The 24,989-nt window shown below is 28.7% G+C and carries 20 protein-coding genes; 12 read left to right on the forward strand and 8 right to left on the reverse strand.

What is annotated here, in order from left to right; all coding sequences use genetic code 11:
* Window position 1: 1 nt before the first annotated feature.
* The gene (locus J7M87_RS07505) at window positions 2-1,495 is read right to left on the reverse strand and encodes an immunoglobulin-like domain-containing protein (protein ID WP_291650204.1); all 1,494 of its coding nucleotides are present in this window, start codon (window positions 1,493-1,495) and stop codon (window positions 2-4) included.
* Between the two features lie 698 nt (window positions 1,496-2,193).
* Between J7M87_RS07505 and J7M87_RS07510 the strand changes: the two genes are divergently transcribed.
* Both J7M87_RS07510 and J7M87_RS07515 read left to right on the forward strand, forming a co-directional pair.
* Window positions 2,194-3,993, forward strand: a complete 1,800-nt coding sequence (locus J7M87_RS07510; protein WP_291650205.1) for a S8 family peptidase — start codon at window positions 2,194-2,196, stop codon at window positions 3,991-3,993.
* A gap of 15 nt (window positions 3,994-4,008) precedes the next feature.
* On the forward strand, window positions 4,009-5,763 hold the full coding sequence (locus J7M87_RS07515; RefSeq protein ID WP_291650207.1) for a S8 family peptidase: 1,755 nt from the start codon (window positions 4,009-4,011) through the stop codon (window positions 5,761-5,763).
* A gap of 71 nt (window positions 5,764-5,834) precedes the next feature.
* Here the strand turns inward: J7M87_RS07515 and J7M87_RS07520 are convergent, their stop codons facing one another.
* On the reverse strand, window positions 5,835-7,196 hold the full coding sequence (locus tag J7M87_RS07520) for a YjiH family protein (protein ID WP_291650209.1): 1,362 nt from the start codon (window positions 7,194-7,196) through the stop codon (window positions 5,835-5,837).
* A gap of 316 nt (window positions 7,197-7,512) precedes the next feature.
* Here J7M87_RS07520 and J7M87_RS07525 point away from each other — a divergent pair, with 316 nt between their 5' ends.
* The 3 genes from J7M87_RS07525 (at window position 7,513) to J7M87_RS07535 (ending at window position 10,738) form a co-directional block, all read left to right on the forward strand.
* Window positions 7,513-8,580, forward strand: a complete 1,068-nt coding sequence (locus J7M87_RS07525) for an AI-2E family transporter (protein ID WP_291650211.1) — start codon at window positions 7,513-7,515, stop codon at window positions 8,578-8,580.
* 72 nt (window positions 8,581-8,652) lie between these two features.
* Complete coding sequence (proB, locus tag J7M87_RS07530) at window positions 8,653-9,462, forward strand: glutamate 5-kinase (RefSeq protein WP_291650213.1); 810 nt, start codon at window positions 8,653-8,655, stop codon at window positions 9,460-9,462.
* Window positions 9,463-9,493: 31 nt separating this feature from the next.
* Window positions 9,494-10,738: a glutamate-5-semialdehyde dehydrogenase gene (locus J7M87_RS07535; RefSeq protein ID WP_291650215.1), complete on the forward strand. Its 1,245-nt coding sequence runs from the start codon at window positions 9,494-9,496 to the stop codon at window positions 10,736-10,738.
* Window positions 10,739-10,907: 169 nt separating this feature from the next.
* On the opposite strand, the gene J7M87_RS07540 is transcribed toward J7M87_RS07535, so the two are convergent.
* Together J7M87_RS07540 and J7M87_RS07545 are read right to left on the reverse strand one after the other, a co-directional pair.
* The gene (locus J7M87_RS07540; protein ID WP_291650217.1) at window positions 10,908-11,930 is read right to left on the reverse strand and encodes a DUF4179 domain-containing protein; all 1,023 of its coding nucleotides are present in this window, start codon (window positions 11,928-11,930) and stop codon (window positions 10,908-10,910) included.
* Between the two features lie 2 nt (window positions 11,931-11,932).
* A complete protein-coding gene (locus tag J7M87_RS07545; RefSeq protein ID WP_291650219.1) occupies window positions 11,933-12,448 on the reverse strand; it encodes a sigma-70 family RNA polymerase sigma factor in 516 nt (171 codons plus the stop codon).
* Window positions 12,449-12,660: 212 nt separating this feature from the next.
* Here J7M87_RS07545 and J7M87_RS07550 point away from each other — a divergent pair, with 212 nt between their 5' ends.
* Both J7M87_RS07550 and J7M87_RS07555 read left to right on the forward strand, forming a co-directional pair.
* The gene (locus J7M87_RS07550) at window positions 12,661-13,131 is read left to right on the forward strand and encodes a GNAT family N-acetyltransferase (protein ID WP_291650221.1); all 471 of its coding nucleotides are present in this window, start codon (window positions 12,661-12,663) and stop codon (window positions 13,129-13,131) included.
* A 17-nt stretch (window positions 13,132-13,148) separates the two neighbouring features.
* Window positions 13,149-13,838, forward strand: a complete 690-nt coding sequence (locus J7M87_RS07555) for an ElyC/SanA/YdcF family protein (protein WP_291650223.1) — start codon at window positions 13,149-13,151, stop codon at window positions 13,836-13,838.
* Window positions 13,839-13,872: 34 nt separating this feature from the next.
* Here J7M87_RS07555 and J7M87_RS07560 read toward each other — a convergent pair whose 3' ends face one another.
* Together J7M87_RS07560 and J7M87_RS07565 are read right to left on the reverse strand one after the other, a co-directional pair.
* On the reverse strand, window positions 13,873-14,247 hold the full coding sequence (locus J7M87_RS07560; protein WP_291650225.1) for a hypothetical protein: 375 nt from the start codon (window positions 14,245-14,247) through the stop codon (window positions 13,873-13,875).
* Window positions 14,248-14,266: 19 nt separating this feature from the next.
* Window positions 14,267-14,605, reverse strand: coding sequence for a hypothetical protein (locus J7M87_RS07565; RefSeq protein ID WP_291650227.1), 339 nt, complete (start codon window positions 14,603-14,605; stop codon window positions 14,267-14,269).
* A gap of 368 nt (window positions 14,606-14,973) precedes the next feature.
* Between J7M87_RS07565 and J7M87_RS07570 the strand changes: the two genes are divergently transcribed.
* The 3 genes from J7M87_RS07570 to J7M87_RS07580 all read left to right on the forward strand — a co-directional run bounded on the left by J7M87_RS07570 (window position 14,974) and on the right by J7M87_RS07580 (window position 17,706).
* Entirely contained in the window at window positions 14,974-16,368 is a 1,395-nt protein-coding gene (locus J7M87_RS07570) for an NCS2 family permease (protein ID WP_291650229.1), read from the forward strand.
* Between the two features lie 236 nt (window positions 16,369-16,604).
* Entirely contained in the window at window positions 16,605-17,393 is a 789-nt protein-coding gene (locus tag J7M87_RS07575; RefSeq protein ID WP_291650231.1) for an SDR family oxidoreductase, read from the forward strand.
* 13 nt (window positions 17,394-17,406) lie between these two features.
* The gene (locus J7M87_RS07580; RefSeq protein ID WP_291650233.1) at window positions 17,407-17,706 is read left to right on the forward strand and encodes a hypothetical protein; all 300 of its coding nucleotides are present in this window, start codon (window positions 17,407-17,409) and stop codon (window positions 17,704-17,706) included.
* Between the two features lie 245 nt (window positions 17,707-17,951).
* On the opposite strand, the gene J7M87_RS07585 is transcribed toward J7M87_RS07580, so the two are convergent.
* Together J7M87_RS07585 and J7M87_RS07590 are read right to left on the reverse strand one after the other, a co-directional pair.
* Window positions 17,952-19,136: an ABC transporter permease gene (locus tag J7M87_RS07585; protein ID WP_291650235.1), complete on the reverse strand. Its 1,185-nt coding sequence runs from the start codon at window positions 19,134-19,136 to the stop codon at window positions 17,952-17,954.
* A complete protein-coding gene (locus J7M87_RS07590; RefSeq protein ID WP_291650237.1) occupies window positions 19,129-19,860 on the reverse strand; it encodes an ATP-binding cassette domain-containing protein in 732 nt (243 codons plus the stop codon). The genes J7M87_RS07585 and J7M87_RS07590 overlap by 8 nt, the downstream gene beginning before the upstream one ends.
* A 720-nt stretch (window positions 19,861-20,580) precedes the next feature.
* Between J7M87_RS07590 and J7M87_RS07595 the strand changes: the two genes are divergently transcribed.
* A complete protein-coding gene (locus tag J7M87_RS07595; protein WP_291650239.1) occupies window positions 20,581-21,630 on the forward strand; it encodes a carbamoyl phosphate synthase small subunit in 1,050 nt (349 codons plus the stop codon).
* Between the two features lie 13 nt (window positions 21,631-21,643).
* Window positions 21,644-24,850: a carbamoyl-phosphate synthase (glutamine-hydrolyzing) large subunit gene (carB, locus tag J7M87_RS07600; protein WP_291650241.1), complete on the forward strand. Its 3,207-nt coding sequence runs from the start codon at window positions 21,644-21,646 to the stop codon at window positions 24,848-24,850.
* The last annotated feature ends 139 nt before the right edge of the window (window positions 24,851-24,989 follow it).

The following is a 24,989-nucleotide window of genomic DNA, read 5'->3' on the forward strand; positions in this document are numbered from 1 at the left end:
TTTAACTTACTTTTTCCCATGGGCCCCATTGAGTTGCTCTAGGGGTTTCTCCTTGAGTCCACCATTTAGCTTTATACATAACTCCGTTGTATAAAACTATATCTCCAGCTACATATATTTTAGTTGGACTGTATGTCTGAACTGAAGTATCGATTACTGTTATTGTAGAACTTACAGTAGTTGATAAGCTTTTGCTATCAGAAACAGTATAGCTTATATTGTAGACACCAGCTTTAGATGTATCAACTAAGCCATTAACAATAATCTTACTAGTTAAATCACCATCTTCTTTATCAGATGCAGTAACCCCTGTTAGTGGATTAAATGTATCTCCAATATTAATTTGTTTATCTGTAACACCATTAATCACTGGAGCTGTGTTATCACTAGGAATTACTGGTGAGCCGAATTTAGAAAATATCTTTGAATGTTCATATTGAGAACCTATTCCTTGATTATTTTCTATTTGAGCATCTCTATTTAGTGACCAATAAGAAGTCATTCCAATATTTTTAGTTTTAGCATGGTCAGCTACTAATTGAGACCATGTTGGAGTAAATATAGGATCTGAAGGACTTTCATAGCCTACAGATACTGTAACCCCAACCTTTGAATAAGCTTCTGAATCAGATAAAGTAGTATTGGCAAATTTTTTATAAGCTTCTTTTATTTGATTCTTTGTTGAATCTATTGCTCTTAGTGAGGCTGTACCATAATTTTCTCCAGGTAGTAAAGTACCGCCTCCATAGCACATAGCCATTATATTTATATATTTTAAAGAAACATTATTAGATAAATAAGCATCTAATAAATCTATTTGAGTTTGAGTTAAACCAGATGGTAAAACGGGAACAGTCAATGTTACTTCTACTCCTGTAGTGTCTTGTAACATCTTAATAGCCTTTGCATTGGCGATATTACTTTGTTTATTTTGGGCCCCGCCCTCAACATCAAGATCTATTCTTGTTAATGCATATCCATTTACTATATCTAAATAGGTATTATAAAGAACATTCACATCTTGAGAAGTTTGCCAAAATGCAGTTCCACTAGCACCACCAAAGGATATAGTTGCATCACCGCCACTAGCTCTTAGATCTTTTAGGGATTGTTTTATTCCATTGTATTGATTATCATTTTTTCCTTCGCTTAAAACAGAATATCCACCCCAGCCCCAATTGATTTTTCCATTTGAAACGCTACCAGTTGATTGTATAAAAGCTAAGTTAAAGTATTTTATACCAGTTTCATCTGATAGTCTTTTAAGATTGGCAGCTCCTCCACCATCATTTCCCATATAGTAGCCGTTTTTAGTTACCCAGCCAACCATATCAACATAGGGAGCATTAACTTGTGCAGGCCAGTTTTTTATTCCGACACCAGCATTATAACTACCAACATTTGTAACTGCTTTAGTAATAAATGAAGTAGATGTAAGAGTAACGAAGGTTGTCAAAAGTGTGTAAATAACTTTTTTAAGAAAGTTTTTCTTCAATTATATTTACCTCCTAATAATATTTTTATTTATTCTCATCTGTATATTGAATGAGTAATTTTAGGATTAGGTAAATATCTAATAATCTAATGCTGAAATTAAAGTAAGCTAGATATTTTTATAAAATAAGAGACTCACTTTAAACATTTGTGCATATAAAGTGAATTCATTTGTTTGTTGAAAAGTTTGAGTTTTTAATGAATATATAAAATTAATATTTCATATATTGAAAATGTTATCAAAAGGTTTGCTAAATATTCTAACAAGTATTTATATACTGATCAGAAAATATTAAATGGTAATTTATTAGATTCCTCTGAAGTGTTTATTAGTTCCTATATTGTGTGAAATGATAATGAATTATTTAGGAACAAAGAAGTTAATAAATAATAAGTAGTAATGCTTATTATTTCATCGAAGGTAACTATATCACCTCCTTTACAATAAATGGAATACACCATTTATTTACAATATAAACTATTAGTAAATTAATAGCAATACATTTAAATAAAAAGTCGAACGATTAATAATGTTTTACAAATTTTGTATGTTTTTAATGGAATATAATTAAAAAGAAAAAGGATAAACATGAAATAAAGTATAAGTATATTTAAATGAACTAATAAATGTATATTTTATAAGAATCATAAAAAAGAAAATACATATGATATATTATTAATTTCTTTGAGGAGATATGTATGGAAAATACTGTTGGATGTAAAAATTATTTAGATGAAAATTCACCAGGGTTTGTAATTGAATATAGAGGGAACTTTAAAGAGGAAATTGATAAAGTAGATTATGCTTGTGGGGATATTATTAATGAAAATCTTGCGGTTATATCTGTAGAAGAAAAAAATTTAGATAGATTAAGAAAAGATGTGCCTTCAATTATTTTTATTGAAGCAAGATCTATTTATGTATTACAAGATACATCACCTATAAATGTAGATGGTATAAATGCAGTTAAGATTAATAAATATTTGGATTTAACAGGAAAAGGAATAGTTATAGGGATGATAGATACGGGAATAGATTACTTAAATAAGGAGTTTATAAGAGAAGATGGCACATCTAGAATAATAAAAATATGGGATCAAACAATTAATGTAAATAGACAAGGTAACTTGTATATAGGGGAAGAGTATTTTAATGATGACATAAATAGAGCAATTGCTAATAGTAAGAATGGCTCTAATCCATATGATATTGTACCAAGTAGGGATGAAATAGGACATGGAACTAATATGGCTGGAATAGTGGGAGCAAGAGGGTACAACCCTGATGTTGAGGGTATAGCTAATGATTGTGAATTTATGATAGTAAAGCTTTTGCCTTCTCCTAATTATATAAAAATATTAAGAGAAAATAATTTGCCAATTGTACCGGTTTATAATAATTCTGAAGTTTTATCTGCAATTGAATATTTAAGAAGGTCAGCATATGAATTAAGAAAACCTCTTGTATTGTATATTGGGGTCGGAAGCTATAATGGTAGTCATGATGGACATAATATTACAGCTAGGTTTATAACAGCAATGGCTAGAAGGAGAGATATTGTTTTTGTTGCAGGAACTGGTAATGCTGGAGATTATGAGGGGCATTCTACAAACTTTATATTAAATCAAGGAGAGGTTAAAAACTCTGAGTTATTAATGACTAAAGAATTAAAAATCTTTGTTATGCATATATGGATTCAAAAACCCAATAAAATGTCATTAAACATAATAGCTCCGAGTGGAGAAGAATCGGGATTTATAGTTCCAAATATTGAATCTAGAGATACAAGAATATTTTATTTAATTAATACTAAAGTTGAAATAAGGGCTTATGATCCTGAAAGTTTTACAGGGCATCAATTATTTATATTAAATTTTTCAGGAATAAAGCCGGGAATCTGGATGATAAAATTAAGAGGAGAATATATAACAGATGGAAGGTATGATATATGGTTACAAGATAAATCAATTTTACCAGAAGGTACAAAGTTTCTTAATCCTAATCCGTATAATACATTAACTATACCATCTACTGCTAAGAATTTAATAACAGTAGCATATTATGATGGAACAAATAATAGTTTAGTATCATCATCAGGAAAGGGATTCAATACAAATGGATTAATTAATCCAGATATAGCTACTGAAGGCATCAATATTTTAACTACATCTTCAGGGAGCGATAACATAAGTAAAGTAAGTGGAAGTTCATCAGCTACTGCAATAGTTGCAGGAGCTTGCGCATTATTATTACAATGGGCAATTGTCGACAAGAATAATTTGTCTATGTATTCAATTAAGCTTAGAAGTTTATTAATATATGCAGCAGATAGAGAGGGTATATATGAATATCCAAATGAGGATTTAGGATATGGAAGGCTAAATCTATTAGAAGTTTTCAAGGTTCTTGGTGGGAACTATAGAGTTAACAATGATATGCTAGAATATTTGATTGGAAATTTATATATTAGAATTCCAAATGATATTATAAGAAACTAAATAGGGGGATAGTAAATGGAAGTTAATAGTTTTGCAGCTCCGGAATATATATTTAGTAGTATTAATTATGTTAGTTATTTAGTTGAATATGTAGGTAAGTTTAATGAAATAATTACAAACAATCCTGGAATTTATATAATAGTAATTAATAATGAATACGCTTCTGTATATATTAAATCGAGTTTAATAAATTCCTTTGAAAATACTACAGAAATAATTGATTTAATCAATAGGTTTTATGGCTCAGATAACTTTGAAATAGTTTATGTGCTACCTCCAGAAGTATATACTTTGCATAGTATATCAGCCATTGATGCAACACAAGTTAATACATTGCAAGCTGAATTGCCATTAAACTTAAGAGGTAAAGGAGTAGTAGTTGGAATAATAGATACTGGAATAGATTATTTAAGTGATGAGTTTAAGGATATTAATGGGAAGACTAGAATAAATGAAATATGGGATCAAAGCATTGGCTCCAATAGTGTGAATAATAATATATTATTAGGGACTGTATATAAGAAGGAACAAATTAATGAAGCGATAGAGACATATAATAAGGGGGGAAACCCATATGATATAGTACCTAGTAGGGATGAAATTGGACATGGAACTAATATGGCTGGAATAGTAGGAGCCTTAGGAAAAAATCCAATGTTAAGGGGGATTGCTCCAGAGTGTGAATTTGTTGTTATAAAATTAATTCAATCAAATTTTTTAAAGTATAATTATGGAGTAGATGTTCCTGCATATAATATTACATCAATTTTATTTGCTATAGAATATTTGAAGAATTACCTTTTAGCAACTGGAAAACCTGTTGTTATATTATTACCACTAGGAACTAATAATGGAAATCATAAGGGTGAGCATATTTTGGATAATTATATTGCAGCAGTATCAGATAATGTAGGTCTTGTCGTTGTTACAGGATCAGGAAATGAAGGAATACAGGATTGTCATGCTTCAGGAATTATCAAGAATAAAAATGAATATGAAGCTATAGAAATGATAGTAGAGAAGGAGCAAAAAATATTATATATGGAAGTATGGGTCAACTTACCTAATATAATTGAAATAAATTTGATAGGGCCCTCAGGAGCAGATACTGGGTTTATACCAGCTATATTAAATATAAGTAAAAAATATTCATTTATCTTTGAACAAACAAGAGTGTCGATATATTATAACTTACCAGAGGAATATACAGGGGATCAATTAATTAGAATATATTTTTACGATATACGGCCTGGAATCTGGAAAATACGTATTCGACTAAGGCTTGGAAAAATGGCAGAATATAATGCATGGTTACCACAAAGAGGACTGACTTTACCTGGAACTAGATTTATATCAAGTGATCAATATGGTACTTTAACAATACCTGGAGATTCAGAATTTGTTATTACTGTAGCTGCATATAATCAAAATAACAATAATTTACTTCCATACTCTGGAGTTGCTCTTAGAAATGCCTATAAAGATGTAATTGATTTTGCAGCTGGTGGAGTTAATACTATGACTGTAGGTATAAATAATAAAATTGATGTTATAAATGGAACTAGTTTATCAGCAGCTATAGGAGCTGGAGCATGTGTCTTATTATTTGAATGGGGGATAGTAGATAAAAATTATCCTTATATGTACTCTCAAAGCATTAAGACATTTTTAAATAGAGGAACATTAAAAAGACCTGGAGATATGTATCCTAACCCACAATTAGGATATGGCATTATAAACTTCTATAAGATATTTGAAAATATGATATGAGATTAATATAAATCATTTAAACTTAATATTATATTTGAAAAAAGCTGTATCTAAAAGGATACAGCTTTTTATTAAAATATTATATTAGCAGCAATAACAATTACAGGTAACGTAATTATAGTTCTTTCTATAAAAATTATTAATAGTTGCTTTAATGATACAGGAATTTTTGACCCAAGTAGAACTCCACCTACTTCAGACATATATATTAATTGAGAAACGGAAGTACAAGCAACTATAAATTTAGTCATATCACTAGCAATAGTATTTGCAGCTAAAACAGACGGCAATAACATATCAGCAAAGCCAACAACTAAAGTTTGAGAGGCAGCAACTGCTTCTGGAACTTGTAATAACTTAAGATATGGTATAAAAGGTAATCCTAAAATTTGGAATACTGAAGTGTATTCAGCTATTATTAAAGCAATAGTAGCTAGTGCCATAACAACTGGAAGTACTCCAAGCCACATATCTATTACATTTTTAAATCCATCTATAAAAAAGTGTTTTATATCAGAGGTTTCAGATGCTTTATCTATAGCCTTTTTATATCCCCAAGAGAATGAGGAGTATCCTTCTGGTATTGATTCATCGTCTTTCTTTTCCTGGTTATTATAATATGTATCAGGAATTTTACATAGCGGATAAATCCTTGGAATTATAACTGCAGCAATAACTCCTGAAATACTAACTGTCAAATAAAATGGTATAAACAAATGAGATAGCCCAACTGTATCTATTACGATTAAACTAAAAGTTATTGAAACAGCAGAAAAAGTTGTACTGATTATAGCAGCTTCTCTTTTAGAGTAAAATCCTTCTTCATATTGTTTATTTGTTAATATTATTCCAAGAGTTCCATCTCCAAGCCAAGATGTTATACAATCTATAGATGAACGACCTGGTAATGTAAATATTGGTCTCATAATTTTAGTAAGTATTGAACCGAAAAACTCTAATAAACCAAAATTTAATAATAGTGGTAATAAAAGTCCTGCAAAAAAGAAAATAGTGAATAATATTGTAAGTAAATCATTTAATACAAATGAGCCAGTTGAATCATTAATTATAAATTCTGGTCCAAACTTAAATAAAGCTAATACACAAAATACAGCGCCAATTATTCTAGCACTAAACCAAATGGAACCAGGATTAAATAATGTGTTTAAAAATTCATTTTCTACTATAAATTTTGGCTTAAATATTTTAGTTATTATACTCATAATAGCAGAGATACAAATAGCTATAGTTATTATAAAAGTTAATGAATCTCCAAGGTATTTTGCTAAGAATTTTGATAATATTGCTACTGGTATAGTTATTTCTCCATTAAAGCTAATAGGAATCATAAATAAAACTATTCCTATTAAAGATGGAATAATAAATAGTAATGATGATTTTAATGAAAATCTATCTTTAGTTAAGTCTTTCATTCCTGTCTCCTTCATATCCAAAAAAATTAATATTTATACATAGGATTTTATTTTAATACATTTCCATATTTGAAAGCAATAGATTTTTATACATATTAAGCTAAAATTTATGCAATGAGCTATATATTTAGGAATCTCTTATAAATTTTGTAAATATATATGTTTTATGTGTTTTAATTAACATAATAATATTGGTTCTATATTAAATAGTTAATGGACTTTTTTATAAAGTTATTAAAGTTAAATGTCTATATAATAATATTTGCTTCTAGGGATAAACTAAACTTAATTAATTTTGATAAAGGAGAAGTAGTTTATGCATAAGAAGAATGTTATTACATATTTAATTATTTTTAATCTATTAGCTATATTAGTGATATTACTAGGAAAGATTTCAGTATTGAAAAATTTTATAAATGTAATTTTTGCAGTAGTTATTATACCAATAATATTTGGAGTATTTTTATTTTATATACTAAAACCTATTAATAATATATTTATAAAAAAGAAGATGAAGGGAGGAAGAGCAGCGTCTTTAACTCTATTAATTTTCTTTTTTATTGCAGCTGGAGTCATGAGATATTTTGGAGATTATTTTATGGAGCAATTTACAAATTTGAAAATGATATTTTTTAGAATAGTAGAGGAAAAAGGAAATTTATATGGAGTAGATGAATTTTTTAAAAGTGATATATTTAAATTAGATTATTATGAGAAGTTTTTAGGAGATATACAAAAATATGCTGTTTTATTGGCAAGTGGTCTAAGGGGAATCTTTGATAAAGGAATGCAATTGTTTTCTGACATTTTGCTTGTTATATTAATAGTATTTTATCTTCTCAAAGATGAAGAAAAAATTAAAGAAAGTATAGTTAATATATTTCCTGAGAAATATAAGTATAAAATTCGTAATATTGTAGAAGAAAGTGATGAAGTTTTATCATCATATATTTTAGGTCAAGCTAAGGTAGCTCTTTCATTAGCGCTAATGGTCTTTATTGGATATAAAATTATAGGAATGGCAAGCCCTTTACTTTTATCATCAGTTACTTTTGTACTGGCTTTTATACCATTTGTAGGATTTTTTATATCTATGATTATTCCATATATAATTGCAATAGCTTTGGGGTGGAATATGATTATAAAGTTATCTATATTAGTAATAATTGCTCAAACCCTTAAGGGGAGGATAATTGTACCATTAATAATGGGTAAAACAATGAATATACATCCAATAACAGATATTTTTTTAGTAGTTGGGGCAGCTAGTTTGGTTGGACCAATAGGAGCATTTGTAATAGTACCAATTTATTCATTAGGTAAGGTTATTTTAAAATATTTCAATAAAGAAGTAGAAGAAAAGTTAAATGAGTTTAAGGAATAAAGCAAATTATGTAGAAAAAAGATGCGAAAAAAATTATAATTAAACAAAGAATAATATCAGGGGGATAGTGGGATGAGCGTTAGAAGTAAAGTTAAAGATTCTAATAGAATTGTAGTTAAAGTAGGAACTTCAACATTAACATATGCAAATGGTAAAATTAATTTAACAAGAATAGAAAAATTAACTAGAGTATTATCAGATGTAATGAATTCAGGTAAGGAAGTTATATTAGTTACTTCAGGAGCAATAGGAGTTGGTGTATCTAAGCTTAAATTAAAGGAAAAGCCTAAGACTATAAGAGAAAAGCAAGCTGTTGCTGCAGTTGGACAATGTGAGTTGATGCATATTTATAGTAAGTTTTTTGGAGAGTATAGCCATACTGTAGGGCAAGTTCTTTTAACAAGAGATGTAGTTGAAGATAATCATATTAGAGAAAATGTATGTAATACATTTGAGACTCTAATAGAAAGTGGAATAATACCTATAGTTAACGAAAATGATACTGTAGCTATAGATGAAATAGAAAATATAGTTAGATTTGGAGATAATGATAACTTATCAGCTATAGTGGCTGAATTAGTTAATGCTGATCTTTTGATTATATTATCAGATATAGATGGTTTTTATGATTCAGATCCTAGAAAAAATCCAAATTCTAAACTAATAAAGGAAATAGATAAAATCACTTCAGAACTTGAGGAGTGCTGTGGAGGAGCTGGAAGCAATCTTGGAACAGGTGGAATGATAACAAAATTAGCTGCTGCTAAGACAGCTACTGAATCTGGAGTAGACATGGTACTTGCTAATGGGGAAGACCCTAAAATAATTTTAAACATATTAAATGGTGAGGAAATAGGAACACTATTTATTTCTAATAAATAATAAGTTTAATTTAAAGAGGAGTGAAGAGGAAATGGGATATCTACAAGAATTAGGATTTAGAGCTAAAGAAGCATCTTATGATTTAGGAATAGCATCAACTACAGAAAAAAATAAAGCATTAGAGTCAATGGCAAATGCTTTAATTAACAATAGAAATGAAATCATAAAAGCTAATAAAGAGGATTTGGATCGAGCAGTTAAAAAAGGAATATCTAAGGCTATGTTAGATAGATTATCATTAGATGAGTTAAGAATAAAAGATATGGCTAATGGATTAAGAGAGCTAATAGCTTTAGAAGATCCTATTGGAGAAGTAATAGAAATGTGGAAAAGGCCAAATGGTCTTCAAATAGGAAAGCAAAGAGTTTCAATGGGAGTAATAGGGATAATATACGAAGCTAGACCAAATGTAACATGTGATGCAGCAGGGCTATGTTTAAAAACAGGAAATGCTGTAATACTTAGAGGTGGTAGTGAAGCTATAAATTCCAATAAGGCGATAGTAAAGATACTAGCTAATGCTGTAAAAGAAGCTGGATTACCAGAGTTTGCAGTTCAATTAGTTGAAGATACTAGTAGGGAAACAGCATTAGAAATGATGAAATTAAATGATTATATAGATGTTTTAATTCCAAGAGGTGGATCTGGGCTTATCCAAACTGTTGTGAAAAATGCAACTGTACCTGTAATTGAAACCGGGGTTGGAAATTGTCATATATATGTAGACGAAGACTGTGACTTTGATATGGCAAAAGATATAATAATAAATGCAAAAACATCAAGACCAGCAGTTTGCAATGCAGCAGAAAAGATGATTATAAATGAAAATATATCAAATGAGTTTCTTCCAATCATAGTAAATGCATTAAGAGAAAAGAATGTTGAGATTAGAGGAGATGAAAAAGTAAAATTCATAATAGATGATATTAAAGAAGCTAATGAAGAAGATTGGAGTAAAGAATATTTAGATTATATAATAGGTGCCAAGATAGTGAAAAATGTTGATGAGGCAATTGATCATATAAATAAATATGGTTCAGGCCATTCAGAAGCAATAGTTACTAATAGCTATAAAAATTCACAAAAGTTCTTAAATAAAGTTAACGCAGCCGCGGTTTATGTAAATGCTTCTACTAGATTTACAGATGGAAGTGAATTTGGGTTTGGGGCAGAAATAGGAATAAGTACTCAAAAGCTTCATGCAAGAGGACCAATGGGACTAAAAGAACTTACAACTATTAAATATATAATCTATGGAAATGGACAAGTAAGATAGATTCATAAAATATTAGCATCTTATAAGGTTATATCTACTTAATAAGAAAAGCTTAGATTAGATTTATAAAGTTTTTTATGGATGAGTTTAAAGTTGCTTTCTAATATAAAAAAATGTAGTTACTTTAATGAAATTTAAAGTAACTACATTTTTATAAGAAAAGTTAAAACTACTTTAACTTTATAGTGAACGCTTCACCAACTTGTTTGTAATTATTACTCATTCTACCGCTTTCTTTTGGATATGCTACTGCATATGGTGTTAATCTTAATACTTTTGCATCTTGTGAAATTTCAGTTTGATTTTTTAGTAAGCCTGTAGTCATTTCTTCATAAGAACTATAAAACTTAACTTCGTTTCCTAAATCATCATAGCCTCTTAATTCCAATGAATATATGTTATTTCTATCTTTGTTTTCAATTGAGTAGTAAATTTTCCCTCCTACAACATTACTTTTATATTCATTAAGTGTTATCTTTTGACCATTGTCTAATGTAAATGAATTATTTAAATTTATACTATTTGTATTTGTAGATAAAGCATCTCCGTTAGAAATGAATTCAAAGTTCCATGGGCCTTCTACTTTTACTTCCTTTTTGTCCATGTGTAAAAGAGCTTCATCATATTTTATTTCTATATGCAAATCTCCTCTTTCTAACTCTTTATCTAGCGTATATGAAAGTACATTTTCTTCAGTATAATCATCAATTTGTTTCCCTAAACCTCCAGCTGAACTAGATATTTGTTTACCATTAATATACACATTTCCAAATACCATTATATTTCCGTTATCACCTAGTTTTTGATCTGACTTTACTGTTGTTGATACAATAATTTCATCTTTGTCTAAAATAACTTCATTTAATTGAACTGTTATTCCATTTTTGCTTACAGATTTATTAACTACAGTGCTATATTCATCTAAGTTATCATTAACTCTTAGATAATTTTTTATATCAAACATAGTTAATTTAACTGCTGCAATTACCTCGTTACTAAATATTGAACCAAATACTGTTACACCTAGAGCTATAAATATAGTTGCTGCGACTATATTCTTATTAAATTTTTTAGGTTTACTATTTGATAGGTTTTTACTACATGTTGTATCATATCCTTCATTTACAGAATTTTTTATGATATCATCCAATTTTGAAGAAACTTTTATATCATCTATGTTTATATCTTTCATTTTTATGCCTCCCCTATATATTTTCTTAATTTTATTAAGGTTCTATTTAGTCTACTTTTAACTGTGCCTAAGGGTAAGTTAGTATTAGATACTATATCATTTAATGATTTATCTTCCAAGTATCTCATTATTATTAAGTCTCTTTCTTTTTCAGATAGCTTATTTAGAGCATCTTTTATATCTTCATTAATATCATTTTTATTATCTTCAGATATTAGGTTGTTTTCGTAATCATTTATATCAACTAAAACAACCTTGCTATTTTTCTTAATATAATCCTTACAGACGTTCACAATTATTCTAGCCATCCAAGTATTAAAATGCTGAGGTTCCTTTAGTGTCTCTAATGATTTTATTGCCTTTATTATTCCATCATGAACACAGTCTAAAGCATCATCTTCATTTTTCAAATATATAAAGGCTACTCTATATAGCTTTTCTTTAATTGGCTCTATCAATTGAATAAAACTATCCTTATCCCCATCTACAGCTTTTTTGAATAATAGTTCATTAACCATTATCAACACCTCTTTCTGAATCGATTCACATTATAGACGATTAAATATATAAAAAGGTTCCATAAATATTAAAATATAATAATAGATTTTTTATATAGTATAAAACTATGACAATTATATTACTATTCTTAAAGTAGATATCTATAGAAAAGATAAAATGATAATATTATAATTATAATATATTAAAGTCTGAGATTTAAAAGGAGTATTATATGGATAAGAAAATTGAGTTTAGAAGCAAGCATTTTAATGAACTTAACATAAGTGAACTTTATGAAATAGCAAAAGTTAGATATGAGGTTTTTGCTTGTGAACAAGAGATAACTTGTGAAAATGATTTTGATGATAAAGATAAGAAGTGTGTGCATTTATTTGCAATAGATAATAAGGATGGAGAAGAAAGAGTAGTAGGATATTGCAGATTATTACCACCAGGATTATCTTATGAAGAGGCATCTATAGGAAGAGTGTTAGTTTTAAAAGAGTATAGGGGTCAAAAATTAGCTAAAGAAATGATGATTAAAGCAATTCAAGAGATACATAAGCATTTTAAACAAGAAAAGGTAACTATATCAGCACAAATTTATATAAAAGAATTGTATAAATCTGTAGGTTTTAAAGAAGTATCAGAAGAATATGATGAGGCAGGAATCCCTCACATTAAAATGAAATATAGAATATAATGTGTTAGGAGAACTTTATGAGAAACTTCAAATTTAAGAAGTGGAGAAAAGGAATTATGAGTATATTTATAATATTACTAATGATATTTATAATATCCATAAGTATAACCATTTCAACAGTAAATAGCTATAAAAGATATATTTATAATATTGAAGATATTCCTAGTGAAAATGATGCAATTATAGTACTAGGTGCTGGAATTAAGGGAGATGGAACACCATCAGATATACTAGCTGATAGATTAGAAACATCTTTAGAAGCTTTTGAAGCTGGATTAGGAAATACATTTTTATTAAGTGGAGATCATGGTAGAGAAGGGTATAATGAAGTAGGGGCTATGAAAAAATATATCTTGCAAAATGATATAGATGAGAAAATAATATTTATGGATCATGCGGGCTTTAGCACTTACGATACAATGTTTAGGGCAAAGGAAATATTTCAAGTAGATAAAGCGGTAATAGTTACAAATGAATATCATTTGCCAAGAGCTTTATATATAGCTAGAAAATTAGGAATAGATGCTTATGGGATAAAGTCAGATATAAGAGAATATCAATTAATGAATAGTTATAAAAAGCGTGAATTACTAGCACAATTAAAAGATTTTGTTTATGTAAATATATTAAAACCAGAACCTAAATTTTTAGGAGAATCAATACCTGTAAGTAGTTCTGATGGAAGAATTACTGATGATAATAAATAAACTCGGTAAAAAGTATCTACCGAGTTTATTGATTTTAATGAATATCTCTACCTGAAACTCTTTCAGTGTTAAATACTAAGGTATTATCTTTTTCTGTTATAGTAATAACTATTGGCCTAATGTCAGTATTAATAATATCATCATATACAACTAAGCTATATCTATTTCCTTCTAATACATAGCTGAATATTAATTCAGATCTATTTACTATCATTGTTGAACAAATTTCTTCTTTATTATCATGACTATTAGATTCAATAGTTCCTAATTTTATGAGATGGCCTCCAGGACCGGTGTGTTGAATAGTTACCTCATATAATGTCTTTGAAGTATTATTTTTTACATAAACAACTATATTTCTAAGATTAAATTGGTTACCTGTAAAGAGAAAAGGCATAATTTTTTTCATAAATTATATCTCCTTAAAGTTAATTATTTGATTTATGCTCAGTATTAAATATTAAGGTATTATTTTCTTTAGATATCGTTATAGTTATTGGTCTAGTATCAGAAAAAATTATATTATCGTATACCATAGAGCTATGTTTTTCTCCGTTTAGCATATAACTGAAAATCAGTTCTGATTTTTCCCTTGAAGTTAAGATACACATTTCCTCACTAGTTTTTTCCATTGATTTAATGATACCTAATTTAATAGGATGTCCACCTTTCCCTGTGTGTTCAATAGTACATTTTTCTAAATCCATAGATGTAGTATTATTTATATAAATTACTACATTATTCATGTTTGGCATAGTAGGAATCATAATAAAGCCTCCTCTTAATAATATGAGTATATTAAATACGTATATAAAATTTATTACTATTATACCGCTTTGAAACTTTATTGTAAATATATGGATTGAAATTGAAATGATATATCATATTAATATAAGATTATATTCCATAATAATTAAGCTATATATGATTAAGCTAATATTCAATAGTATTAATTTGATGTAATGTTCGTATTTGTATATCGATATTAGTAAATTATCATGAGTAAGTTTGTGTTAAGTGATGAAAGTATTTATAAAAAATCAATATTTAACAAAAAAAGAAAAATATATTGAATAAGTACGAACGAAATGATAATATATTTATATAATATTCGAAAAGTGGAAAGAGGGCTATTATGAATAAATTTTTTAAACTTAAGGAAAATGGAACAGATGTTAAAACTGAATTAATGGCAGGCGTAACTACATTTCTAACAATGGCATATATTTTATTTGTAAATCCATCTATTTTAGCAGCAGCAGGAATGGATAAAAATGCAGTTTTTGTTGCTACAATTATTGCAGCAGCAATAGGAACTCTAGTTATGGGGTTAGTAGCAAATGTTCCATTTGCGCAAGCACCAGGAATGGGATTAAATGCATTTTTTACATTTACAGTAGTACTTGGACTTGGATTCACATGGCAACAAGCTTTAGCTATGGTATTCATTTGTGGAATTATTAATATTATTATTACTACTACTAAAATAAGAAAAATGATAATACAAGCTATTCCTCATTCACTTCAATATGCAATTTCAGGAGGTATAGGTCTCTTCATTGCATTCTTAGGTATTAAACAAGCTCATTTTCTTACTTTTACAGGTGAGGTTGCTAATCAAATCGCTTCATCAGGAGACACATCAATATTTAATAGTGTAAATCTAGCAATGACTGATTTCAAGGATCCAGTAGCATTATTGGCACTAATAGGACTAGTGATTACACTTATATTAATGCTTCTTAAATTTAAAGGGGCAATCTTATTAGGAATTCTTTTAACTACAGTTGTTGGTATTTTTATGGGGGTAACACAAGTGCCTGATTTTTCACAAATTAGCTTCGGAATACCAAGTATAGCACCAACATTTTTTAAATTAGATTTTGCAGGATTATTTAGTGATCCATCTAAAATATCCTTAGTATTAATTACGATATTTGCATTTTCTTTATCAGATACTTTTGATACAATAGGTACATTCCTAGGAACAGGAAGAAAAGCAGGGATATTTGATGATAATGATGAAAAATTATTTGAAAATGGAAATAATTTTTCATCAAAGTTAGAAAGAGCATTATTTGCAGATGCGACTGCAACTTCAATAGGAGCGCTTTTAGGTACAAGTAATACAACAACATATGTTGAAAGTGCAGCAGGAATTGGACAAGGCGGAAGAACTGGATTAACGTCTGTTACAGTAGCGGTGTTATTCATATTATCATTATTTATATCACCTATAATGGGTATGGTGCCATCAGCAGCTACTGCTCCAGCATTAATAGTAGTAGGTATTTTAATGATGGAATCATTCAAAAATATTGATTGGAGTGATTTTGAAGTAGCTATGCCAGCATTCTTCGTAGTGACATTTATGCCTTTTACAGGAAGCATTTCAAATGGTGTAGCAGCTGGATTTGTAACATATTGCTTAGCTAAGATAGTTAAAAAAGAAGCTAAGGATGTGCATCCAATAATGTATGTTGTAAGTGCTTTATTCCTAATCAATTTTATTATTAACGGTATAAAGTAAAATCTGAGTTATTGTAAGTATATTAGTTAGTTTTTTGTATTACTATATTTAGAGAAGATTTCAAATATATATAAGATAAAGTTAGTAAAATAGAGAAAGGACAACCTTTCTCTATTTTTTATGCGTAAATAGGCATTTATATTATATATTCGCATCTTATTTAATATTTATATATATAGAACTATATGATATATTTAAATATAAATTTTAATAAATAAATTTATGGAGGATTTTTTATGGGTAAACCGTATGGTAGGAGCTGTGTACTTATAACTGGAGCTACTACTGGGATTGGATATGAATTAGCAAAGCTATATGCTAGTGATGGAAATAACTTAATTTTAGTTGCAAGAGATGAGGAGAAGCTAGAAAAGGTGAAGGAAGAGTTAATATTACTATATAATATTAACGTGTATAGCATATCTCTAGATTTATCTGAGGATAACTCCTGTGAAAAACTATTAAATTATGTTAATAAAAAAAATATATCTGTGGATATTTTAATTAATAATGCAGGATTAGGGTCCTTTGGTTACCTAAGTGAAATAGAAATAGAAAAAGAATTAAATTTAATAGATGTAAATGTAAGAGCTTTAACAGAATTAACTAAAGTGTTTCTACCAATAATGATAAGCCATGGTGAGGGAGCAATAATGAATGTTGCTTCAACAGCAGCTTTTTGCGCAGGCCCCAAAATGGCTACTTATTATGCATCAAAATCATATGTACTAAATTTTACAGAAGCTATATATGAAGAACTAAGGGGAACGGGAATAAAAGTAAGCTGTTTATGTCCAGGTCCTGTAAGTACAGGATTTCAAGATAAAGCTGGAATAAGAAAAAAAGAATCTGCTAAAAAATCGTTAATGACACCAAAAAAAGTAGCAGAAATAGCTTATAGGGATTTTAAAAAGGGAAAACTAATAATAATTCCTGGGTTTAAAAATAAGGTTATAATTACATTAAATAAGATTATGCCTAGAAGCTTATCTAGAAAAATTATATTAATGATGAATAAGGGATAGGTGGAATATTGCCATGAGAGAAAACATTAAAGATGAAATTTTAGAAATTTATGAGACTCTTATAGAAAATGGAGTAACATTTTATTATGGAAGTGAAGTTATACCTACAGGAGAAGTAACTGGTTTTAATATAATTGAAGGTGAGTATATTGAAATAGAAGTAGAAATAGAAGGCTTTGAAACATATCAAGTCAGTGTAGAAGATTTTGAGGAATACCATTCAAAAGAAGGTGCCAATTATCATACTTGGCCTGAGATAAGAAAGTTTGATAAGAAACTTTCTATAATGAATAACGAGGAAATGAAAGAATGAAAAAATTAAGGAAAAAATCCTTAAAGGATTTTTTTATAGAAAGTATTTAGTAAAAATATATTTTAAGTTTTGAGTAGTAAAACAAAATTAATTATTTAAAATAGTTTAGGTAAGTTAAATTATAAAGGTTCTAAAATCCTATGGAGTTTAGAACCTTTATAATTTCATTATTTCATTTTAATAAACACTGTAAGAGTTTTCTTATAAATTACGTATTATGCATTATCAATTATGAATTAGAGATATTAATTTCTAAATATAACTTCTTCTTTTGAGAACATAAACTTAGCAAATATTATAGAAGCAACTATATAAACTATATGCCATCCGACAACTAGAGCTATATGTTTAACATCAAAGATTCCAACTGTAAATTCCTTCATTAAACAAATTGCATTTGTTATAGGAATATTAAAGAATGCTGGATTTATTCCTTTTGCATCCATCATATAAGGTAAGAAAGCTAAAATCATAGTAGGCATAGTAATAGCAGCTAAGTATGAATTTGCCTCTTTAGTTGATCTTGCATAAATACTTACTGATATTTGTAATGCAGACAAAGTAATTAATACTAAAGCACCAATTATAAGCATTCCAAGTATTGTTGCAGGTGTTAGCTTAAAGTTAACTTCTTCACCAACAATCATAAATTTTTGCATTGAAATTACCATTGCAGTAAGGTTGGCCATCAAGGCTATAAATGAAACAGTACATAAAGCGGCTATTTTCCCCCAAAGTAATGAGGCTCTTTTAGCAGAAGTTGATAAAAGTGGTTCGAATGTAAATCTTTCTTTTTCACCAGCACCAAGGTCAGCAGCCATACCCACAGTAGAAGATACCATAAGAATAACAATTAATGTTGGAATCATAGTAAGAAGCATTGCAGCTCCTCCATTGATATCTTCACTATCAGCATTTATTCCTGATTTAACGCTAACTTCAAATGGAGTAAGTATAGATGCGTCTATTCCTTTATCAGATAGACGTTGTTCAACTATAGATTTTTTATAACCTTCATATATTTCGTTAACCATGCTACTTGCAATCATGGACTTGTTAGATTCTTCATCTATTAAAAGCTCAATAGTATCATTTTTCCCTTGAGATATATTTTCATCAAAATTTTCAGGGATTTTTACTATAAGTTGAATATCGCCATTTTTTAGTGATTCTGTTGGAGATTCTATTTCTGGCAATTTAATATTATCTAATGATGTTATAGCTTTTGCCATAGAAGAATCCTTATTACCATCAATATATATATTAATTTCTTTTTGTACATCTGATTGAGTCTTTTCCATTGCAGAAGACATAAACTTAAACATTATAGGATAAATAAGTATAGGTAGTATTAACGTAAATACAAGTGTTTTCTTATCTCTTACAATATCTAATAGTTCTTTCTTTAAAACTGTAAAAAAATTATTCATTAGATTTACCTCCTATAAGTTTTAGGAATGTTTCTTCTAAATCCTCGTTATTATATTTTTCTTTTAAGTGACTTAATGTACAATCCTCTATTAAATTACCTTTATTTATAATTACAACTCTATCACATAGTTTTTCTACTTCTTTCATAGAATGACTAGAAAATAATATTACTTTGTTTTCTTTTTTACATTGTAGTATGAAGTCTTGTACTATTCTAGCAGCACTAACATCTAAACCAGTAGTTGGCTCATCAAATAGCATGACAGATGGATTATGAACTATTGATCTAGTGATAGATATCTTTTGTTTCATACCTCTAGAATATTTTCCAACAGGCTTGTTTATATAATCCTCCATACCAAAGCTTTTTGCTAAGCTATCAATTCTTTCATCAGCTTCTTTTTTAGTCATTCCATAAAGATTAGCAAAGTATCTTATGTTTTCTCTTCCACTTAGTCTGTCATATAAGCCTACATCTCCACCAAAAAGAATTCCGATTTCCTTTCTGACACTTTCAGGGTTTGACTTTACATCAATTTCATTAACCTTAATGTCACCTTCAGTTATTTCTAACATTGTAGAGATCATTCTTAATGTTGTTGTTTTACCTGCTCCATTTTCACCAAGTAAGCCGACAATTTCACCTTTAGCAACTGAAAAGGATAAATTATCGACAACCTTGGTAGCTTTAAATTTTTTACTTACATTATTTAATTTAAGCAAATCATTAACCTCCTACTCATTTAATGGTATTTTATATATTATTAAGAGTTATAATATACACTATTATAACAGTATAAAATTGTATTTACAATATAATTATAGAATATTTTTACAAATAAATCATTTAATATAACCTATTAATAAAAAATAATTAAATGAATTTTTATTCAATATTATTGTATATTTATAATAGTGTATAGTGTAATATATATTATATAAGCAATAAATAATATATCTACTATCTAAAAGTAATATTCAGTAAACATGCACTTAAATGTATTTAGTGAATAAGTAATAATTTAATATTTATAATTTAAATGTACTTTATTAAAATGGAGTAAATATTCGAGGGTGATTGGGGAGCTTACGTATAATTATTAATTTAAATTTCCTTGACAGATATTTATAGAAAATATAGAATATTATCAAAAGGATAATTAATTATCAAAAAGATAATTAAAAGGTTAAAAAGTACACTTTAAATTGGTCCTGTGAGGCCAGAAAGGGAGTATATAATTATGTTATATTTATATTCACAAAATAATTGCATAGCTATGTCAGTAAGGGCATTTTCTAATACTGATATTAAATATATAAGGATAGTAGGGAGAGAACTATAATTTGTTGTCTTCTTATTATCCTTTTATTTTTTTAGATAAGTAGAGCTTTTATAAAGTGTATTTTTAGCTAAATATATTTTAAATTTAAGGAGGGCTAAATATGAAAGCAAAGCTAATATTAGAGAATGGTATGGTTTTTGAAGGTAAGGCTTTTGGATATTTAAAAGACAGTATAGGAGAAGTAGTATTTACTACAGGAATGACAGGCTATCAAGAGGTTTTAACAGACCCATCATATTATGGTCAGATAGTTACAATGACTTATCCTCTTATAGGTAATTATGGAATCAACTTAGAGGATATGGAGTCAAAATCACCTAAGGTTAAGGGGTTTATAGTTAGAGAGAAGTGTAATTTTCCAAATAACTTTAGATGTGAAATGGACCTTGAAAATTACTTAAAACAAAATAAGATAATTGGATTAGAAGGCATAGACACTAGAGCATTAACAAAGGTTTTAAGAAATTATGGAACTATGAAAGGTATGATTTCTTTAGAAGAAGTTACTTTAGAGGATGTTAAGGAAAGAATAAATTCTTTTTCAAATAAGGAAGCTGTTAGCATAGTTAGTACTAAAGAAAAATATTCAATAGAAGGCGAAGGAAAGCACGTAGCAATAATTGACTTTGGAATAAAGGAAAATATAATAAGAAATTTTAAAAATAGAGGATGCAAGTTAACTGTATTTCCTATGAATGCAACTGCAGAAGAAGTTTTAGAAGTAAATCCAGACTTAGTGTTTTTATCAAATGGACCTGGGGATCCAGAGGATCTAGGAGATGTAATAGAAAATATAAAGAAATTAGTAGGAAAGAAGCCAATAGTAGGTATATGTTTAGGACATCAGCTTTTAGCATTAACTTTAGGTGGAAAAACTACTAAATTAAAATTTGGACACAGAGGATGCAATCATCCAGTTAAGGACCTAGAAGAAAATAAAGTTCATATTACGTCACAAAACCATGGATATGTAGTTGAAACTTTACCAAATGATGTTGTAGCAACACATATCAATATAAATGATGGAACTATTGAAGGTATGAAGCACACAAGCCTTCCGATATTCTCAGTTCAATTCCATCCAGAGGCAGCAGCAGGCCCAAAAGATAGCGAATATATATTTGATAAGTTTATAAAATATGCACTATAGGAGGATTTAGGATATGCCATTAAATAAAGATATTAAAAAAGTTTTAGTAATAGGATCAGGACCAATAGTTATAGGACAAGCAGCTGAATTTGATTATTCAGGAACTCAAGCATGCCAAGCTTTAAAAGAAGAAGGAATAGAAGTAGTTTTAGTTAATTCAAATCCAGCAACTATTATGACTGACTCAGAAGTTGCTGATAAGATATATATAGAGCCATTAACAGTTGAGTTTTTAGAAAAAGTTATAGAGAAGGAAAGACCTGATAGTTTACTTACAGGAATGGGTGGGCAAACAGGACTTAACCTTGCTGTAGATTTATATGAAGCAGGAATTTTAGATAAATATAATGTAAAGGTAATTGGTACATCTATTCAATCTATTAAAGAGGGTGAAGATAGAGAGCTTTTCAGAAATATGATGAATAGAATTAATGAACCAGTTATACAAAGTGAAATTATAACTGATATGGAAGCTGGGGTTACTTATGCTACTAATATTGGATATCCAGTAATAGTTAGACCTGCTTACACATTAGGGGGAACTGGTGGCGGAATTGCTGAAAATGAAGCAGAGCTTAGAGAAATATTAGCCTCAGGATTACAACTAAGTACAATTGGTCAAGTTCTTTTAGAAAAGTCAGTTAAGGGTTGGAAGGAAATAGAGTACGAAGTGATGAGAGACTCTTATGGAAACTGCATAACTGTATGTAACATGGAAAATATAGATCCAGTTGGGATTCATACAGGAGATAGTATAGTTGTTGCACCATCTCAAACTTTATCTGATAAAGAATATCAAATGCTTAGAACTTCAGCAATAAATATTATAAATGCTGTAGGAATAGAAGGAGGATGTAATGTACAATTTGCATTAAATCCAAATTCATTTGAGTATGCGGTAATAGAAATCAACCCAAGGGTTTCAAGGTCATCTGCTTTAGCATCTAAGGCAACAGGATATCCAATAGCTAAGCTTGCAGCAAAGATAGCATTAGGATATGGATTAGATGAAATTAAAAATGCAGTAACTCAAAAAACTTATGCTTGCTTTGAGCCAACATTAGATTATGTTGTAGTTAAGATTCCAAAGTGGCCATTTGATAAGTTTTATGCAGCAGATAGAGCTTTAGGAACAAAGATGATGGCAACTGGAGAAATAATGGCAATAGGTGCTAATTTAGAAGCAGCACTTTTAAAGGGAATAAGAAGCTTAGAAATAGGAAAATATTCTTTAGATCATCCTAAATTTAAAGAATTAAGTATCCAAGAATTAAAGTCAATAGTAGTTAAACCTGATGATGAAAGATTATTTGCTTTAGCTGAAATGATAAGAAGAGATTATAGAATAGAAAGTATCGCTAAGATAACTGGAATAGATATATTCTTCTTAGAAAAATTCAAGTGGATAGTTGAAGAAGAAACTAGATTAAAATTAAGCAAGATAGAAGATTTAGATAAAGAATGGTTATTAAACTTAAAGAAAAAGGGATTCTCAGACAAGGCTATAGCAGATATGCTTAAAGTTAGTCCAGAGGATGTATATAAGTTAAGAATGATATGGAATATCAAGCCTGCATATAAGATGGTTGATACTTGTGGAGGAGAATTTGAAGCCTTATCACCATATTACTACTCAACTTATGAACAATATGATGAAGTAGAAGTATCAGATAAAAAGAAAGTAATAGTTATAGGTTCAGGTCCAATAAGAATAGGTCAAGGAATAGAATTTGATTATGCTTCAGTACACTGTGTAAAATCATTAAAGAAAATGGGTATTGAAACTATAATAGTAAATAATAATCCAGAAACAGTAAGTACAGATTTTAATATATCAGATAAACTTTACTTTGAGCCATTAACAGAAGAAGATGTATTAAATATAATTGAAAAGGAAAATCCAGATGGAGTTATACTACAATTTGGTGGTCAGACAGCTATTAAGCTTGCTAACTTCTTAAAGGAAAAGGGAATTAAGACTTTAGGAACAACAGCTGATCAAATAGATATGGCTGAAGATAGAGAAAAGTTTGATGATCTATTAGAAAGATTAGGAATAGATAGACCAAAGGGTAAAGGCGTTTGGAATATGGAAGAAGGCTTAGAAGAAGCTAGAAGATTAGGGTTCCCAGTATTAGTAAGACCTTCATATGTTCTAGGTGGACAAGGGATGGAAATTACACATGATGAAGAGGAATTAAAGTATTATTTAAAAAATACATTTGCGAAGGATAAGAAAAACCCTATACTAGTAGATAAGTATTTAATGGGTAGAGAAATAGAAGTAGATGCAATATCAGATGGAGAAGAAATATTAATTCCAGGAGTAATGGAGCATTTAGAAAGAGCTGGAGTTCACTCTGGAGATTCGGTAACTATGTATCCAAGTCAAAATATAACTTCTGATATAAAGGCTAAAGTTTTAGATTATACTAAAAAATTAGCAGTAGCAATTGGAATTAAGGGAATGATAAATATTCAGTTCATAGAATTTCAAGGAGAACTTTATATTATAGAAGTTAACCCTAGAGCATCAAGAACTGTGCCATATATAAGTAAGGTAAGTAAAGTTCCAATAGTAGACTTAGCTACTAAAGTAATGCTTGGACACAAATTAAAAGATTTAGGATATGGAGTAGATATATACAAAGAACCAGAATTGGTATCTGTAAAAGTACCTGTATTCTCAACACAAAAATTACCTAAGGTTGAAGTATCATTAGGACCAGAAATGAAATCAACAGGAGAAGTTTTAGGTGTAGGAAGAAATATAGAGGAAGCTTTATATAAAGGATTTGTAGCAGGCGGTATGTATCCTTCAAATAAAAAAGGAAGGATATTAGCAACTATAAATAATCATGATAAAAAGGAGTTCCTTCCTATAGCTAAAATGTTAGCTGAAGTAGGATATAAATTTGTTGCAACAGAAGGTACAGCAAATCTTTTAAAAGAAGCTGATATTGAAGTTGAAGTAGTAAGAAAGTTACACGAAGATGTACCTAATATATTAGATATAGTAAAAAATAAAGAAGTAGACTTAGTAGTTAATACTCCAACTAAGGGTAATGATTCTAAGAGGGATGGATTTATTATAAGAAGAGCTGCTGTAGAAAGAAATATAGGTGTTATAACAGCTTTAGACACATTAAGAGCGATAGCTGAAGTTAAAGTTTTTGAAATAGAGAATAGGAATCTAGAGGTTTTTAATATAGCAGAATAATAATTAATAAGTGGAGATTTTTATGGGAGTTGATCTATAAAATCTCCATTTATTTTTACTTGTAGAAAGTGTGAAAATTTAGAGGGTTAGAGGCGGTGTTATACAAAGTATCTAGTGCTTTGGAGCTGAAAATAAGCTT

Source organism: Clostridium sp., assembly GCF_017888565.1.
In the GTDB taxonomy this organism is placed as follows: Bacteria; Bacillota; Clostridia; order Clostridiales; family Clostridiaceae; genus Clostridium.